General features: G+C 61.5%; 14 protein-coding genes and 2 pseudogenes. 14 read left to right on the forward strand and 2 right to left on the reverse strand.

What is annotated here, in order from left to right; genetic code table 11:
• The 3 genes and pseudogenes from J8I82_RS39800 to J8I82_RS35975 all read left to right on the forward strand — a co-directional run.
• Positions 1–151: pseudogene (locus J8I82_RS39800) on the forward strand (carbon-nitrogen hydrolase family protein); the annotation flags it as partial.
• A complete protein-coding gene (locus tag J8I82_RS35970; RefSeq protein WP_280908707.1) occupies positions 152–922 on the forward strand; it encodes a maleate cis-trans isomerase family protein in 771 nt (256 codons plus the stop codon).
• Positions 923–981: 59 nt separating this feature from the next.
• On the forward strand, positions 982–1,599 hold the full coding sequence (locus J8I82_RS35975) for a flavin reductase family protein (RefSeq protein WP_209765045.1): 618 nt from the start codon (positions 982–984) through the stop codon (positions 1,597–1,599).
• 15 nt (positions 1,600–1,614) lie between these two features.
• Here J8I82_RS35975 and J8I82_RS35980 read toward each other — a convergent pair whose 3' ends face one another.
• Positions 1,615–2,073, reverse strand: a complete 459-nt coding sequence (locus J8I82_RS35980) for a MarR family winged helix-turn-helix transcriptional regulator (RefSeq protein ID WP_209765047.1) — start codon at positions 2,071–2,073, stop codon at positions 1,615–1,617.
• A gap of 206 nt (positions 2,074–2,279) precedes the next feature.
• Between J8I82_RS35980 and J8I82_RS35985 the strand changes: the two genes are divergently transcribed.
• The 9 genes from J8I82_RS35985 (at position 2,280) to alr (ending at position 12,881) form a co-directional block, all read left to right on the forward strand.
• The gene (locus tag J8I82_RS35985; RefSeq protein ID WP_245180550.1) at positions 2,280–3,356 is read left to right on the forward strand and encodes an AraC family transcriptional regulator; all 1,077 of its coding nucleotides are present in this window, start codon (positions 2,280–2,282) and stop codon (positions 3,354–3,356) included.
• 289 nt (positions 3,357–3,645) lie between these two features.
• Positions 3,646–4,434, forward strand: a complete 789-nt coding sequence (locus tag J8I82_RS35990; protein ID WP_209765048.1) for an SDR family oxidoreductase — start codon at positions 3,646–3,648, stop codon at positions 4,432–4,434.
• 95 nt (positions 4,435–4,529) lie between these two features.
• Positions 4,530–5,819, forward strand: a complete 1,290-nt coding sequence (locus J8I82_RS35995) for a styrene monooxygenase/indole monooxygenase family protein (RefSeq protein ID WP_209765049.1) — start codon at positions 4,530–4,532, stop codon at positions 5,817–5,819.
• Between the two features lie 73 nt (positions 5,820–5,892).
• Complete coding sequence (locus tag J8I82_RS36000; protein WP_209765050.1) at positions 5,893–6,417, forward strand: flavin reductase family protein; 525 nt, start codon at positions 5,893–5,895, stop codon at positions 6,415–6,417.
• 92 nt (positions 6,418–6,509) lie between these two features.
• Positions 6,510–8,108 carry a phytoene desaturase family protein gene (locus tag J8I82_RS36005; RefSeq protein WP_209765059.1) on the forward strand — a complete coding sequence of 533 codons (1,599 nt, stop codon included), beginning with the start codon at positions 6,510–6,512 and terminating at the stop codon, positions 8,106–8,108.
• A 28-nt stretch (positions 8,109–8,136) separates the two neighbouring features.
• Positions 8,137–8,916: a cyclase family protein gene (locus tag J8I82_RS36010; protein WP_209765061.1), complete on the forward strand. Its 780-nt coding sequence runs from the start codon at positions 8,137–8,139 to the stop codon at positions 8,914–8,916.
• A 43-nt stretch (positions 8,917–8,959) separates the two neighbouring features.
• Positions 8,960–9,904: a SphA family protein gene (locus J8I82_RS36015; protein WP_245180552.1), complete on the forward strand. Its 945-nt coding sequence runs from the start codon at positions 8,960–8,962 to the stop codon at positions 9,902–9,904.
• Between the two features lie 249 nt (positions 9,905–10,153).
• Positions 10,154–11,386 carry an adenylate/guanylate cyclase domain-containing protein gene (locus tag J8I82_RS36020; RefSeq protein ID WP_209765063.1) on the forward strand — a complete coding sequence of 411 codons (1,233 nt, stop codon included), beginning with the start codon at positions 10,154–10,156 and terminating at the stop codon, positions 11,384–11,386.
• A gap of 394 nt (positions 11,387–11,780) precedes the next feature.
• The gene (alr, locus tag J8I82_RS36025) at positions 11,781–12,881 is read left to right on the forward strand and encodes an alanine racemase (protein WP_209765065.1); all 1,101 of its coding nucleotides are present in this window, start codon (positions 11,781–11,783) and stop codon (positions 12,879–12,881) included.
• Positions 12,882–12,982: 101 nt separating this feature from the next.
• Here the strand turns inward: alr and J8I82_RS36030 are convergent, their stop codons facing one another.
• Positions 12,983–13,474 carry an Lrp/AsnC family transcriptional regulator gene (locus J8I82_RS36030; protein ID WP_029049380.1) on the reverse strand — a complete coding sequence of 164 codons (492 nt, stop codon included), beginning with the start codon at positions 13,472–13,474 and terminating at the stop codon, positions 12,983–12,985.
• Positions 13,475–13,862: 388 nt separating this feature from the next.
• Here J8I82_RS36030 and J8I82_RS36035 point away from each other — a divergent pair, with 388 nt between their 5' ends.
• Together J8I82_RS36035 and J8I82_RS36040 are read left to right on the forward strand one after the other, a co-directional pair.
• Positions 13,863–14,819 carry an ABC transporter permease gene (locus tag J8I82_RS36035; RefSeq protein ID WP_029049381.1) on the forward strand — a complete coding sequence of 319 codons (957 nt, stop codon included), beginning with the start codon at positions 13,863–13,865 and terminating at the stop codon, positions 14,817–14,819.
• 31 nt (positions 14,820–14,850) lie between these two features.
• Positions 14,851–15,200, forward strand: a pseudogene (locus J8I82_RS36040) (ABC transporter permease); the annotation flags it as partial.

Here is a 15,200-nt window from a genome sequence, read left to right on the forward strand (position 1 = left end):
CGGCCATTACAACCGCTTCGACATCTTCGACCTGCGCGTGGACCGCCGCCCGCTGCAGCCTGCCCAGTTCATGGACGGTACCACGCAGGCTTATGACCTGGATGCCGAACAGGCTGAACTCAATGCATTCGACTTTTCCGAGAGCAAGTAAATGTCTTTCCTGTTGACCCCCCAGAAGCCGCTGCGCGTCGGGCAAATCGTGCCGTCCTCCAACACCACCATGGAGACGGAAATCCCCGCCATGCTCCGCGAGCGCGAGAAGGACTTCGCCGAGCGCTTCACCTTCCACTCCAGCCGCATGCGCATGAAGAAGGTGGTGAAAGAAGAGCTGGAGGCGATGGACCGTGACAGCGACCGTTGCGCGATCGAGCTGTCCGACGCACGCGTGGATGTGCTGGGCTACGCTTGCCTCGTCGCCATCATGAGCATGGGCAAGGGTTATCACCGTGTCTCCGAGGCACGCCTGACGCAGCGTACCGTGGACAATGGCAATCCCGCACCGGTGGTGACCAGCGCCGGCGCGCTGGTGGACGGCCTGCACGCGATGGGGGCGAAGCGCGTCTCGGTGGTCTGTCCTTATATGAAACCGCTGACGAAGATGGTCGTCGATTACATCGAGAGTGAAGGCGTGGAAGTCAAGGATTATTGCGCGCTGGAGATTCCCGACAACTTGCAGGTCGCGGCGCAGGATCCGGCCAGTTTGCTGGAAATCTACAAGCGCATCGACACCACCGGCGTAGACGCCATCGTGCTCTCCGCCTGCGTGCAGATGCAGTCGCTGCCGTCGATCCAGAAGGTCCAGGACGAGTCGGGTATTCCCACCGTGTCGGCCGCGGTGGCTACCACCTGGCAGATGCTGCGCAAACTGAACCTTCGCACCGAGGTCGCCGGTTGCGGCGAACTGCTGAGCGGCAAGTACTGAGCGCATTCCATCGCCTTCGTCGTTCCTGCCCGCGCAGGAACGACGCTTCGCACACGAACATGGACAATATTCACTTCTACGAGCCCATGCGCGGCCATGGATTGCGGCATGACCCGCTTGCCGCAATCGTCGGCCCACGTCCAATTGGCTGGATTTCGACGGTGGATACGGCGGGCCGCGCCAATCTCGCCCCCTACGCATTCTTTAACGTCTTTAACTACACGCCCCCAGTGGTGGCATTCTCGAGCGTCGGTTACAAGGACACGGTGCGCAATCTTGAGGCCACCGGCGAGTTCGTGTGGAACCTGGTGACGCGCCCACTGGCCGAACGCATGAACCTCACCAGCGCCGGCGTTGCGCCCGAAGTCGACGAATTCGGCCTGGCGGGCCTGACGCCAACGCCATCTCGCCTGGTGTCGGCAGCGCGCGTAGCGGAAAGCCCGGTGTCATTTGAATGCCGCGCGACCCAAGTCATGCAGCTGGCCAAGGCGGACGGCGCCCTGCTCGAGACGTGGATGGTGCTGGGAGAGGTGGTTGGCGTGCATATTGACCAGTCCTTCCTGCACGACGGCATCTATGACACTGCCGCCGCCCGCCCCATTCTGCGCGGTGGCGGCCCGGCCGACTACTATGAAATCAGCAAGTCGACGTTGTTCCAAATGCGCCGACCGGGCTGAGCCCTGGGCCTGCCTTCAGTTGGCAGAGCGATGCAACCGGATCAGCAACTTCAGCGTGGCGCGCAATTCGTCGGCCTTCTTCTTGCCGAGCGGTGCGAGCACCTCGGCCTCATGGAGGAGGGCCTGTGCAATCAAGTCAGAGGTCAGCTTCTGGCCGCGCGTCGTGATGCGCACCAGCGTGATGCGCCGGTCGGTCTCATGCGGAATGCGCTTCACGTAGCCCTGCGCTTCCATGCGGTCGAGCAGCCGCGTCACAGTGGGCTGCTTGGTTACCGAGATCTGCGCCAGTTCCCCGATGCTGATTGACTTGCCGCCCGACAGGGTTGCCAGGACGCGCCAGTCTGAGATGGTGAAGCCGTTGGCCTGCACGATCGCGTGGAATTCTCCCGAGATAAGTTGGCTGGCTTGGGCCAGCAGGCCTGGCGTGTAGTTATCGACGAAGTCATCTTCGGCGGTATCGCTGCGGGAGTTCATGCGGTCGGTGGTCGGTTGGACGGCCTCGCTGGCCGGGCGAAAAGCAGAACATACCACGGCGGGACACTTCGGCCTTGGCGAGCAGTCCGCGCACACGGCCGCTCTCTTGCTACCCGCAGGAACTTTAGGTACAAAACAAATGGATTGCGCAGGCATCTTGCCGCGCATGCGAGCCTGACGCGCTGCAATCCTCCAGGAATGAGACGATGCAGACCGCCCCCCAACCGTCACCCGAAATGCCGCCCGCACCAAGTGCCGAAAGGGACACGTTACGGGGGCTACTCGCTCAGTATCCTTTGTTCCGCTCGCAAGACGTTGAGGAGACGCAGGGCAAGATTGCAGCGGTGTTTTGCCCGCACGAACTGCGTGTTGTTGGCGCAGCGCAGCATTTGCACGTGCAGCACAACCTGGTAAAGCTGCATGACACTGCCATCAATTTCCTTGCCTATGGCGCGGATGTCCAGATCGACCCTGGCCGGCTCGGCAACTTTTACCTGGCTCAGATTCCTGTCGCAGGCCACGCAGACATCCAGTGCGGCGCGCAGAGCGTAGTCTCTGACGTCAAGACAGCCAGCTTGCTCAGCCCGGATACACCAACGCGAATGCACTGGCACCAGGACTGTGCGCAGGTGTTGCTCTGGATAGAGAAGGCGGCTATGGAGCACCGCTTCGCCTTGTTGACAGGGTGCGCCCCGGACGGTCCCCTTGCGTTCGATCCGTCGCTGCCCCAGCACGCAGGTCTTTCCAGCCCCTGGACACAAGCTGTACTGGACCTTGCAAGGAATATTGATCAGCACGGCACCCACTGGCTCCAATTCCCCGCGGCGGTGGCGTCGATGGAGGATTATCTCCTGCGGACACTGCTACTGCTTCAGCCGCACACCTATACGTATCTTCTTGCACGCAGCGCCGAGCCCGCCAAGCCGCGTCATATGCAGCGGGTAATCGATTATGTCCACGCGAATGCCGACACACCGATGACCGTCGCAGACCTGGCAAAAATCGCGTGCGTCAGTGTCCGGGCGCTGGAGGAAGGCTTCCGGCGCCATCTCAATACAACGCCGGTTGGGTACTTGCGCGACGTCAGGCTGGACAGCGTGCGACAAGCACTGATTGCCGCTGCGGGAGCCGAGCATGCCTCCATCACGGATATTGCATATCGGTTTGGGTTTACGCATCTCGGCCGGTTTGCAGCCTACTACAAGAAGCGCTTCGGTGTTTCTCCCTCAGCAACGTTGCGTGGTGAGGCAACGGAACGCCATTTCAGCGATACCCGGCGTTAAGGGCCCTCGGGCTCCCTAGCCTCACTCTGGACCAGCCGCCCTTCGGCGCCATTCAGTCGTTGATACAACAATAAAGCTGCGCAGCCACTGCACCGCCCCTTTCAGCCGAGCCATCCAGCAAGGCTGCCCCCCTCTTTCTGCCCGCATTACCGCCCACATTTTCTGCTACCACCAAAGGCTCGCAATCCGGATATTGGCCGGCGGATTCTGGATAGCGGCGCCGTCATCGCTAAACCAAACTACCTCCCACATGGCGACGTGCAAGCCAAGACAATAAGCGGAGACAGACATGCAAGGCATTGAAGGCAAGACGGCCATCGTAACCGGTGGCGCAACGATGATTGGCGAGGCGGTGGTGTCGGCCCTGATCTCGGCAGGCGCGAACGTCGTTGTCGTTGACATCGACCAACAAGGCGGTCGCCAGATCGCGGAACGCCATCCGGCGCGTTGCCGCTATGTTGCCGTGGACGTGACCAGCGATGCCGACATTGCTACCTGTATCGCCCAAACCGTCGATGCATTTCGTGGCATCGATTTGCTCATCAACTGCGCCTGCACCTATGTGGACAATGGCGCAGATTCCACTCGCGAGCAGTGGCTGGAATCCTACAACGTCAATGTCGTCGGCGCGGCGATGATGCTCAAGGCATGCGTGCCGGAGATGAAAAAGCGCGGCGGCGGTGCCGTCGTCAACTTTGCCTCGATCTCGGCCGGCGTGGCGCAGGCGGGGCGCTGGCTGTACCCGATTACCAAGACCGCGATGCAGCAGTTCACGCGCAGTGCGGCGCTTGACCTGGCCCCTGACAACATTCGCGTGAACTCGGTCTCGCCGGGATGGACGTGGTCGTCGGTCATCAGCGCGCTCAGCGGCGGCGACAAGGCCAAGGCCGACACTGTTGCCGCCGACTTCCACCCGCTCGGACGCCTCGGCAAGCCTGAGGAAGTCGCGCAAGTTGTGCTGTTTCTCTTATCCGATGCCGCTGCGTTCGTCACCGGCACCGACTACGCGTGTGACGGGGGCTATGGCGCATTGGGCCCCGAAGGTCGGCAGGCAGCCATCCAGCGCCTCATGGCGTAACACCGTCCGATGAATCGCGGTGCCGGCAACCCAGCCGATTCTGCGCCCTGCGCCCTGCGCCAGACACATAGAAGAGACCCTCACTGGAGAGACACATGACAACTCATTCCATTGCCAAGATCACGCCCCGCAAGATTGCTATTGTCGGCGCAGGCCAGGCCGGCCTGTTGCTCGGATGCGCCCTGCTCCAGCAAGGCTACGAGGTCACGCTGGTGACCAACCGCACCGCAGAGGAAGTCTGGAGCGGCAAGGTGATGTCGTCCCAATGCATCTTCGACCAGGCACTCCAGATCGAGCGCAATTTCGGGATGAATCAATGGGAATCGCAGTGCCCCAACGTGAATGGCATTGGCCTGACCATCCCGACGCCTGACGGCAAGGGCGAGATGGCAATCCATTGGCGGGCTCGCCTGAATGCCGCTGCGCAGTCGGTGGACCAGCGGGTCAAGATGCCCGGATGGATGGCGGAGTTTAAAACCCGCGGCGGCAATCTCCGCATCGAGAACGTCGAGATTCCCCAGCTTGAAGCATTGACCGAAAGCCATGACCTGGTCCTGTTGGCAGGCGGCAAGGGCGAGATCGTCAACCTGCTGACCCGCAATGATGCGCGCTCTCCCGTTCGCCATCCGCAACGCCAACTGGCACTTGCTTACGTGACGGGAATGGAGCGCAGCGGCCCGTTTGAATGCGTCAATTTCAACCTGATTCCCGGCGTCGGTGAGTATTTCGTGTTCCCGGCCCTGACCACCAAGGGCAGCAACGGAACGCAAGCCTGTGACATCATGGTCTTCGAAGCCATTCCCGGCGGCCCGATGGACCGTTGGGCGGATGTCAAATCAGCCGACCAGCAGCTGGACGTCTGCCTGGGTATCCTGCGCGATTACCTCCCCTGGGAAATCGAGCGCTGCGCCAATGTCCAACTCACCGACGCGAATGGCATCCTGAGCGGACGTGTCACGCCGACCGTGCGTAACCCCACGCTTACGCTGCCCTCCGGCCGGGCCGTGATGGGCCTGGGCGACGCCGTCATGGTCAACGATCCGATCACCGGTCAAGGCTCGAACAACGCCACCAAGGGCGCCCTGCACTATTTCGATGCCATCCTGCGCCATGGTGACAAGCCGTTCGACAAGGCATGGATGCAAGCGACCTTCGACGGCCTTTACGAAGGCTACGCCGAGCCGGTGATCCGCTGGACGAACTCGTTGCTGTTCCCGCCCCCGGAACACATCGTCAGGCTGTTGGCCACGGCGCAGCACGCACCGCGTGTCGCGCAGCGCATCGCCAACGGCTTCAATGACCCTCGCGACTATGGCAGCTACTGGTTCGACGAGGAAGCCACCGACGCCTGGATCGCACAAGAGTCCCAGACCCGGGCCGCCTGAAGACATCACAGCCCCATTAGAACAAGTCGCCTGCCTGCTCCGTCATCGGTGCAGCAGGCCACAGGAGACAACCATGACCGACGCCCGCGAGTTTCGGAATGCCCTCGGCCGCTTTGCTACTGGCGTAGCCATCGTCACAACCCGCACCGCCGATGGCGAACCATGGGGCGTGACTGTCAATAGTTTCAGTTCGGTATCGCTGGAGCCGAGACTTGTGCTGTGGAGCCTCGCAAAGAAATCCTACAGCCTTGAGGCATTCAAGAAGGCCGGTAGTTTCGTGATCCACGTCCTGGCTTCCGACCAGGAAGACGTCTCGAACCGCTTTGCGCGCGGCGCGGACGGCAAGTTCGTCGGCATCTCTTGCACGGATGGCCTCGAAGGCTCCCCTGTTCTGCCGGGGTGCGCGGCGGTCTTCCAATGCCGCAATGCCCTGCAGTACGAGGGCGGCGACCACGTCATTTTCATTGGCGAGGTCCATCATTTCGACACATCGGACCGAGAATCCCTGCTCTTCTATAAGGGCGGGTATGCCCGCGCTGCCAATGCGCTCACCGACCTTGCAGAGCTGATCCGCAGCGAGTACGTCGCAGCGACCTGAATGCCGTACGCGACCCGGTGTCCATGACCCATGCAGGCCAACGCCGCCGCCAAACGCATTGCACCTTCCTATCCTTGCCCCCGGGATAATCCATGAGTATTACCTATGACGCCGTTATTGTCGGCAGTGGCATCAACTCGCTTGTCTGCGCTGCCGTCCTCGCCCGGCGTGGCAAGCGCGTCTGCGTGCTGGAACGCAACAGCACGCTGGGCGGATGCATTCGCACCGAGTCCCTGAACGCACCGGGCTACCTGCACGACACGTTGTCCACGGCACACCCGCTCTTTGTCACATCACCCGGCTACGCGGAGCTGAAGGACGATCTCCATCAGGCGGGACTCACCTATCGCAATAACGACACGCCGACGGGCGTATTGCTGCCCGACAATCGTTCGCTGATCCTGGCCACCTCCCGCGAGCGCAATGTCAGCGCATTCAATGCGCTGGCAAGCGGCGACGGCGATGCCTATATGACCGCCATGCAGGAGGTCGAGCAGAATGCCGGGCTGGTGTTCTCGATGCTCGGCAACGAGCTTTGGAGCGCCGGTGTGGCAAAGACGGTGGCTGGCCGCCTGTGGAAGCGGGGTGTGCATGACACTGTTGCCTTCTTCTCGCCTGCGCTGATGAGTTGCCGGAGTTGGCTGGAGACCCACGTCAAATCCGACCTGGTCCGGGCGCTGCTGGCACCTTGGGTATTGCATACCGGCCTTGGTCCGGAGAGCGCCATGTCTGCGCTAATGGGCAAAGTGGTGGCGTTCAGCCTGGAGGCCGTGGGACTGCCAATCGTCCAGGGCGGCAATGCCCGGACAGTCGATGCATTTCGCCGGATCATCGAAAGCCGGGGCGGTGCGTTCCATGTCAATGCCGATGTCGAGGATATCCTGGTCCTCGGCGGCGCGGCTCGGGGCGTAAGGACGCGGGACAATCGCGTATTCACGGGCAAGGAAATTATCTGCAACGTCACCCCCGGGCAGCTCTACGGCAAGCTGCTGGCCGCTGAACACGTTCCGGCTGGCCTGCGCCAACAGGCCGCAGAGTACCGCTATGGCAAGGGCAATATGCAGATTCACCTGTCGCTGTCAGCCCCGCCGGACTGGCCCCAGGAACATCTGCGGGACATCATCTACCTGCACCTTACCTCCGGCCTGGACGGCGTCTCCAGGGCGGTCAGCGAAGCAGAGCGCGGACTGCTTCCAGCCGAAGGCACGATATGCGTTGCCCAGCCTTGCGCGGTTGACCCGTCGAGGAGCCCGGCTGGTGGCTGGGTACTCTGGATCCAGGTCCCCGAATGCCCGCGAAATATCAAAGGCGATGCCTTGGGAGAAATTCCCGCCCCCGCGGACGGCCGCTGGACGCCTGAAATCAGAGAGCGCTACGCCGACCGCATCGTCGCCCGCATTGCGCGCCAGGTTCCAAACCTGAAGGCGAGCATCGTCGGGCGGACTGTCCTGTCCCCGGCGGACCTCGAAGCGATGAACATCAATCTCGTCGGCGGCGATCCCTATTCCGGCGAATGCAGCATCGACCAGTTCATGTTCTGGCGGCCGCTTCCAGGCGTCAAGGATCACGCAACACCGGTCAAGCATCTCCACCATATCGGCGCCTCTACGCATCCGGGGCCAGGCCTTGGCGGCACATCTGGTTACCACGTCGCCAACGCGCTCGCACGGAAGCGGGCGAAAACAAACTGAAAGTAAAAAGATCTGACAGGAGACAACCATGAGCAACAGCCTCGCCCAGTTTGCAGCCGATCTTCTGGCTGGCCGCATCCGTGTGGTCGACCTGACCCAAACGCTGAGCCCCGAGTTTCCGACCATCTCGCTGCCGCCCGAGATGGGCCAGACCTGGCCCTTCCGCCAGGAGACCATCTCCCGCTATGACGAGCGGGGTCCAGACTGGTACTGGAACAATTTCTCATGCGGCGAGCATACCGGCACCCATTTCGACGCGCCCGTCCATTGGATATCCGGCAAGGATCTGCCGGACAATACGACCGACACCATCCCCGCTGAGAATTACTTCGCCACCGCCTGCGTCATCGACTGCTCCAGCGAGGCTGCGGAAGACCCGGATTACCTGCTCACTGTCGACGCCGTCAAGGCATGGGAAGCCCGGCATGGACGCATTCCGCCCCGCTCGTGGGTGCTGATGCGTACTGACTGGTCCAAGCGCACCGATCCCGAGGCGTACTTGAATGCGCGCGAGGATGGCATGCACACACCCGGCCCCGACCAGGGAGTCGTCCAGTGGATGATCGAAGAGCGCGATGTCCATGGATTCGGTGTCGAGGCAATCGGCACCGACGCGGGCCAATCCTATGGCTGGGAGATTCCGTTCCCGTGCCATTACCTGATGCATGGCAACAACCGCTACGGCCTGCAATGCCTGACCAACCTCGACCAGCTTCCTCCGCAGGGGGCATTGATTGTCGCTGCCCCGCTGAAGATCAAGGATGGCTCTGGTAGTCCACTACGCGTCCTTGCCTTGATACCCGGCTGATATTCCATCCATTCGACCATAACCATAAAAGGAGGAGAACGAATTGAAGAAACGAGCCGTCGCCGCCATGCTGGCCGGTTTGCTTGCGCTAGTCGGCAACCAAGCCTTCGCCAAGGAAGGCGCAGACCAGTATCCAAATGGCGCGGAAAGCTGGATGTCGGGAGCATTGCCCCCTCCCGGCACATATTTTCTCAATTACACCGGCTACTACGGTGGCAAGCTCAAGGACGGCAACGGCGACAACGCCAGCATTGGAGGGAATCCCGCCAAGGTGGACGCCTGGTTTGACGCCCTGCGTCTCATCAAGGTAACGAACGTCACGATTCTTGGCGCGAGCTGGGGCATGCAGGCAATCGTCCCGCTGGTCTATCAATCGATGAATCTCCCCCAGTCGGGCGGCCGGCGCAGCGCCACCGGCCTGGGTGACATCTCGATCGACCCGATTGTCCTCGGCTGGCATGGCGCCAACTGGCATGTCACGACTGGCCTGGACATCTACCTGCCAACGGGACGATACGACCAGAACGATCCCAGGACCAGCATCGGCGCGAACTACTGGGCCTTCGAGCCGGTGGCCGCATTCACCTGGCTGAGCCAGAGCGGCTGGGAAGTCTCTGCCAAGTTCATGTACAACATCAAGGGCAAAAACAAGGACGCGAACTTCGGCGGCATGACTGGAAATTATCAGTCAGGACAGGAATTGCACGTTGACTATGCCTTTGGCAAGCATATTGGCCCGTGGACCTTTGGATTGAGCGGCTACTATCTGAAGCAAGTCACGGACGACAAATTCAATGGCACTGTGGTACCGGAGGTGCCCGGCGTGTGGAGTCGAGGCCGGCGTGGCGAAGTGCTCGCCATTGGCCCCAGTGTCTCCTATTCGAATGCCAAGGGCACCAGCTTCGTCGCCCAATGGCAGCATGAAGCGTATGCAAAGAACCGGTTTGGCGGCGACAAATTCTGGTTCAAGGTGGTTACAGCGTTCTAACGACCAGGGGTCCGCAGGAGCGGATCCCGCAAGATTGGAAACGGTGGTACCTGGCAGGCCGGCTTGGCTATTTGCGCCCGCCACCGCGCGGCGAAATACTCGGTTCGACGCTTGATATCCGTGCGGCGAACCCACCCCTCGACGACGTGCTGATCCCGCCGGGATATGCTCCAATGGGAGGCAGCCCTGTATGTCGTCGGGCTCAGCCGGCAGGCTGGTCCCATAGCCAGCCCGCCAAAGAGGTGAAGCATGGCTATCATCAATCGCCAGCTGTTCTCTAACTCTGCAGAAGTCCGGGTTCGCGATGTAACGCTCTCAGCGAGTGACGATTTCGATACCCAAAGGGACAAGCTCTCAAGCATCATGCTGGATGCGATGTACCAGTTCGTCGGCCTGCTGGACGTGGACGGCAAGATGCTAGAAATCAACCGCGCAGCGCTCGAAGGGATCGGCATCCGAATGGACGATATTCGCGGAAAGCCATTCTGGGAGGCTCGCTGGTGGGTCATCTCGCAGGAGAGTCAGGCCTTGCTACAAGCGCTCATCCGGCGCGCGAGCCAGGGCGAGTTCGTCCGATGCGACTTCGAAGTCTATGGTCAGGCGATGGGCGAGGAGACAATCATTGTCGACTTTTCGCTCTTGCCTATCCGGGATTCGAATGGCAGTGTTGTGTTTCTGCTTCCTGAAGGCCGCAACATCACGGAGAAGAAGCACGCAGAAGCCGCACTTGCCCAAAAGAATGAGCAACTGCAAGCAAGCTGGGAGTTGATTCGGAGGCAGCGCGACGAACTCCAGAGCCTCTACGATAAGCTCATTGCGGAGCAGAAATTATCGGAGCGGTTGCTGCTCAATCTGCTGCCCTACCCAATCGCGGAGCGTCTGAAGACGCGTCCTGATCTGGTCGCCAACAGTGTTCCGGAAATTATCGCTGACAGCTTTCCTGAAGTAACGGTTCTGTTTGCGGACATCGTCGCCTTCACAAGGTTTTCGGCCCACATGAGCCCCGAGCAGCTGGTTGCCGTCCTCAATGAGATTTTTTGCGAGTTTGACATCATTGCGGACTACCGCGGCCTCGAAAAGATCAAGACCATCGGCGATGCCTATATGGCCGCCGCGGGGTTGCCAGAACCCGTAGACGACCATGCAGTGCGAGCAGCTCAGATGGCGTTGGACATGGTTGACGCGCTCTCGCACTTCAACCAGCGCAGTGGCTACAACCTGCAGATGCGCATTGGCATCAATAGTGGGCCAGTGGTTGCTGGCGTCATCGGCAAGCGCAAGTTCATTTACGACTTGTGGGGAGCTGCCGTCAATACCGCCAGTCGGATGGAATCCCACGGTGTCGCCGGACGGGTACAGGTGACGGATACGACTCGGCGACAACTGGATGAGCTTTTCCTTTTTGAAGAGCGCGGGATAATCGAGGCAAAGGGGGTTGGCACACTACACACATGGTTCCTCACAGGCCGGAAAAGTGGCTGACAAAATACGGATTTGGGCATGCGTCCATCTCGAGGCCTGCGCAGCCAGGAGGATGCGCGGGACATGCCACACAGGAACGACATCGGAGTTGGACCAGGCCGAACGCGATCATTTCGAGTTCACAGCCCTAATAAGGCCGTCCACCGCTTCAGGTGGACCGGCTTTGTTTATTTGTCGCTCCCGGGACGGCCAACCAGCGAAAGTCCAGCGACCCGCCGCGCGCGGGTTCAAGATTTTTTGCTGATTTTCCCAAGCAATTCAGCACCATTGACTGGATAGCTGCCGATACGATAGCGAGCATGCCCAAGGGAAGATCGCACGGCAGTTATTTTTCCGTCATGACGCGCGCCGAGCCCGCCACAGGCAACACCGCAGCACAAATTTCGCCCCAAGCATGCCCCGCCCCATTTCCGTGACCATCCATCTGTCGGCGCTCGCCAACAACCTCGCCGTTGCGCGTCGCGCCGCGCCAGCATCCAAAGTGTGGGCCGTGGTAAAAGCCAATGCCTACGGCCATGGCATTGGCCGGGTCTACCCCGCGCTGGCTGAAGCCGACGGTTGCGCACTGCTGGACTTGAACGAGGCAGCATTGCTGCGGGATCTGGGCTGGCGCAAGCCCATCCTGCTGCTGGAAGGATTCTTCGATGAAAGCGATATTCCGCTGCTCGCGTCATTGCGGCTGAGCACCGCGGTACATTGCGAAGACCAGTTGCGAATGCTGGAGCTTGCCTCGCGCACCGCACAACTGCCTCCCCGGTCGCTCGATGTCTGCCTGAAGCTGAATTCGGGCATGAACCGGCTTGGCTTTTGCCCAAGCGACTACCGGGCGGCATGGCAACGGCTGCGCAACATTCCCGCAGTGAACTCTGTCACCCACGCGACCCATTTCTCGGATGCGGATTCGCCGACGGGCACCGCCGATCAGTTGGCGGTTTTCCGCGCCGCTACGCTGGGCTTGCCCGGCGAGATATCGGTGGCAAATTCGGCAGCAACGTTGTGGCATGCGGATTGCCACGCCGACTGGGTACGCACCGGGATCCTGCTATATGGTGCGTCGCCATCGGGCCGGCCCGATGACATAACGGAATCCGGCCTGCAGGCAGCGCAGACGCTGGCGAGCAAGATACTGGCCGTACAGGAGATTCAGCCCGGCCAGGCGGTGGGCTATGGCTCGCACTATGTGGCGTCGCGTCGCCAACGCATTGGCATTGTGGCGTGCGGCTACGCGGATGGTTACCCGCGCACGAGTTCTTCGCATGGCGCTCACTTTGCCCCGGTGCGCGTTGGAACGCGCTTGACTCGCACGGTGGGCCGCATTTCCATGGATATGCTTGCCGTCGACCTCACCGACTGCCCCGAGGCCACCATCGGCACTCCGGTCGAATTATGGGGCCGGCACGTTCCCATCGACAGCGTCGCCGCCGCTGCGGGGACCATCGGCTACGAGCTGATGTGCGCCGTCGCACCTCGGGTACCGGTCGAAGTGGCCAGCTGATTGCGCTTCCGTGCGCCTTGCACCGGTTTTCTGATTTCTGTGTGGCCACTCGGACTGCAGGGGTGACGTGCGCGCACCGGCCTCCTGCAAGCTGATACCGCTCAGGTGGAAGGGAACAGCTTTTCGATCGGATAGTGAGTCTTGACGAAAGGAGACTTGATCACGATGAAGCTGAAGTACTTCTCGATCCCGATATTCCGTTCCAACAGACTTTCCATCAGTTCCTGGTAGTGGCTGACACCACGGGTGATGAACTTGAGCAGGTAATCGTAGCCGCCACTGACCAGGTGGCATTCGATAATCTCGTCCACAGCGCTCACCGCCCTCTCGAAGCGCACGAAATCCTCGCGATGGTGGTCCTCCAACGTGACCTCCGTAAACACCGTAAGAATGTCGCCAAGCTTATCCAGGCGAATATCGGCGCTGTATCCGCCGATATAACCCGCCTGCTCGAGCCGTTTGACGCGAATCAGGCAAGGGCTTGCCGACAGACCCACTGAATCGGCAAGGTCCACGTTGGTAATCCGGCCGTTTTTTTGCAGGTGGGCAAGAATCCGAAGGTCGAGGCGATCAAGTTTGATTGGCGCAGACATGGTCTTTCAAGCCTGGAATGACTGCATCACATTGTCCCGGTCCGATTCGGCGAGGGCAATCGGGGCGGGCCCGGACGATCGGTTTGATAGGGTATTCCCCAAGATTGTTGCGGTGCACAGGCGCCCTTATCGTGCACATGGCATTCAATGCCGAACCATACACCCGAAACCGCAGCTTTCACTGTCATCGTCCGGAATACCCCGCAAATTCGTCAGTGACACATGCTTCAATACCCAGAAGACGGTGATGGGTTGACTTGAGAGGCCGTGCGAGGGATTGATCGCCGCCGGCAGCGCACACGCACCCTACATCAAGCACGCCGGCTGTCAGCGATGATCCGGCAGGCTGGGCCGACCTCAGGCTGGGCCGACCGACGAGGAGACCTTCATGAACCTGTTCATCTTGCGTCTGCTGGCGCGGCGTGTCGGGCTGGCGTTGATCTCATTGCTGGCCGTCTCGGCCATCGTCTTCGCGATCACGGCGGTACTGCCCGGCGACGCCGCCCAGGAACAGCTCGGGCAAGACGCGACCCCTGAGGCCCTGGCCGCGCTGCGCAGCCAGATGGGCCTGGACGTGCCGGCGCCGGTGCGCTATGTCCACTGGCTGGGCGGCCTGCTGACCGGCGATGCCGGCGAGTCACTGGCTACCCACATGCCGGTGTCGGAGGCCATCGGCAGCCGGCTGCCCAATTCGCTGCTGCTGGCGGGCCTGACCGCGCTGATCTCGGTGCCGGTGGCGCTGGGCCTCGGCATCCTCGCGGCGGTCTATCGCGGCACCTGGTTCGACCGCGGCGTCAGCCTCGGCGCAGTGGCAGTGGTCTCCGTGCCCGAATTCCTGGTCGCCACGCTGGCGGTGTTGCTGTTCGCGGTCCAGCTGCGCTGGCTGCCGGCGCTGGCCTATGTCGGCAACGACGAGTCCTGGGACAAGGTGCTGCGTTCGCTGGCCATGCCGGTGCTGACGCTGTGCTGCGTGATCGTGGCGCAGATGCTGCGCATGACGCGCGCCGCGGTGATCGACCAGCTGCAGGCGCCCTATATCGAGATGGTGCGGCTCAAGGGTGCCTCGTCGACCCGCCTGGTGCTGTTCCACGCGCTTCCCAACGCCATCGGCCCGATCGCCAATGCCGTGGCGCTGAGCCTGTCCTACCTGCTGGGCGGCGTCATCATCATCGAGACCATCTTCAATTACCCGGGCATCGCCAAGCTGATGGTCGACAGTGTCGCCCAGCGCGACATGCCCGTAGTCCAGGTATGCGCCATGATTTTCTGCGCGACTTACCTGACCCTCGTCACGCTTGCCGATGTATGCGGCATCGTCGCCAATCCGCGTCTGCGTTACCGCTGATGCCCTGAACGCCATGCAGGAGCCGCGCCCCGTGTCCACCACCACCAACACCACCCCGCTCGCCAGCGCCACGGGGGTCTCCCCGGCTGCGCCCGGCACTACCGATAAAGGCTGTGGCCGCCCGCGACGTCCCCGGTTAGGCATTAGCGGTTGGATCGGCTGCGTCATTCTTCTGGGCTGGCTTCTCGCTGCCATCTTCGGCCCGATCCTGATCAACCCGGACGCAGCGGCCTCGGGCGAATTCCAGGTCTTCGGGCCGGTCAGCGCCCACCACTGGCTCGGCACCGATTACCTGGGCCGGGACATGCTCGCGCGCGTGCTGCTCGGCGCGCGCTATACCGTCTGCCTGGCGCTGGTCTCGACACTGTGCGCGAGCGGCAT

This window comes from Cupriavidus consociatus (genome assembly GCF_017814975.1).
GTDB classification, from domain to species: domain Bacteria; phylum Pseudomonadota; class Gammaproteobacteria; order Burkholderiales; family Burkholderiaceae; genus Cupriavidus; species Cupriavidus consociatus.

Excerpts from the sequence above, each read along its gene's own strand:
- J8I82_RS35970 (WP_280908707.1), top strand. The coding sequence starts at position 152 with ATGTCTTTCCTGTTGACCCCCCAGAAGCCGCTGCGCGTCGGGCAAATC.
- J8I82_RS35975 (WP_209765045.1), top strand. The coding sequence starts at position 982 with ATGGACAATATTCACTTCTACGAGCCCATGCGCGGCCATGGATTGCGG.
- J8I82_RS35980 (WP_209765047.1), bottom strand. The coding sequence starts at position 2,073 with ATGAACTCCCGCAGCGATACCGCCGAAGATGACTTCGTCGATAACTAC.
- J8I82_RS35985 (WP_245180550.1), top strand. The coding sequence starts at position 2,280 with ATGCAGACCGCCCCCCAACCGTCACCCGAAATGCCGCCCGCACCAAGT.
- J8I82_RS35990 (WP_209765048.1), top strand. The coding sequence starts at position 3,646 with ATGCAAGGCATTGAAGGCAAGACGGCCATCGTAACCGGTGGCGCAACG.
- J8I82_RS35995 (WP_209765049.1), top strand. The coding sequence starts at position 4,530 with ATGACAACTCATTCCATTGCCAAGATCACGCCCCGCAAGATTGCTATT.
- J8I82_RS36000 (WP_209765050.1), top strand. The coding sequence starts at position 5,893 with ATGACCGACGCCCGCGAGTTTCGGAATGCCCTCGGCCGCTTTGCTACT.
- J8I82_RS36005 (WP_209765059.1), top strand. The coding sequence starts at position 6,510 with ATGAGTATTACCTATGACGCCGTTATTGTCGGCAGTGGCATCAACTCG.
- J8I82_RS36010 (WP_209765061.1), top strand. The coding sequence starts at position 8,137 with ATGAGCAACAGCCTCGCCCAGTTTGCAGCCGATCTTCTGGCTGGCCGC.
- J8I82_RS36020 (WP_209765063.1), top strand. The coding sequence starts at position 10,154 with ATGGCTATCATCAATCGCCAGCTGTTCTCTAACTCTGCAGAAGTCCGG.
- alr (WP_209765065.1), top strand. The coding sequence starts at position 11,781 with ATGCCCCGCCCCATTTCCGTGACCATCCATCTGTCGGCGCTCGCCAAC.
- J8I82_RS36030 (WP_029049380.1), bottom strand. The coding sequence starts at position 13,474 with ATGTCTGCGCCAATCAAACTTGATCGCCTCGACCTTCGGATTCTTGCC.
- J8I82_RS36035 (WP_029049381.1), top strand. The coding sequence starts at position 13,863 with ATGAACCTGTTCATCTTGCGTCTGCTGGCGCGGCGTGTCGGGCTGGCG.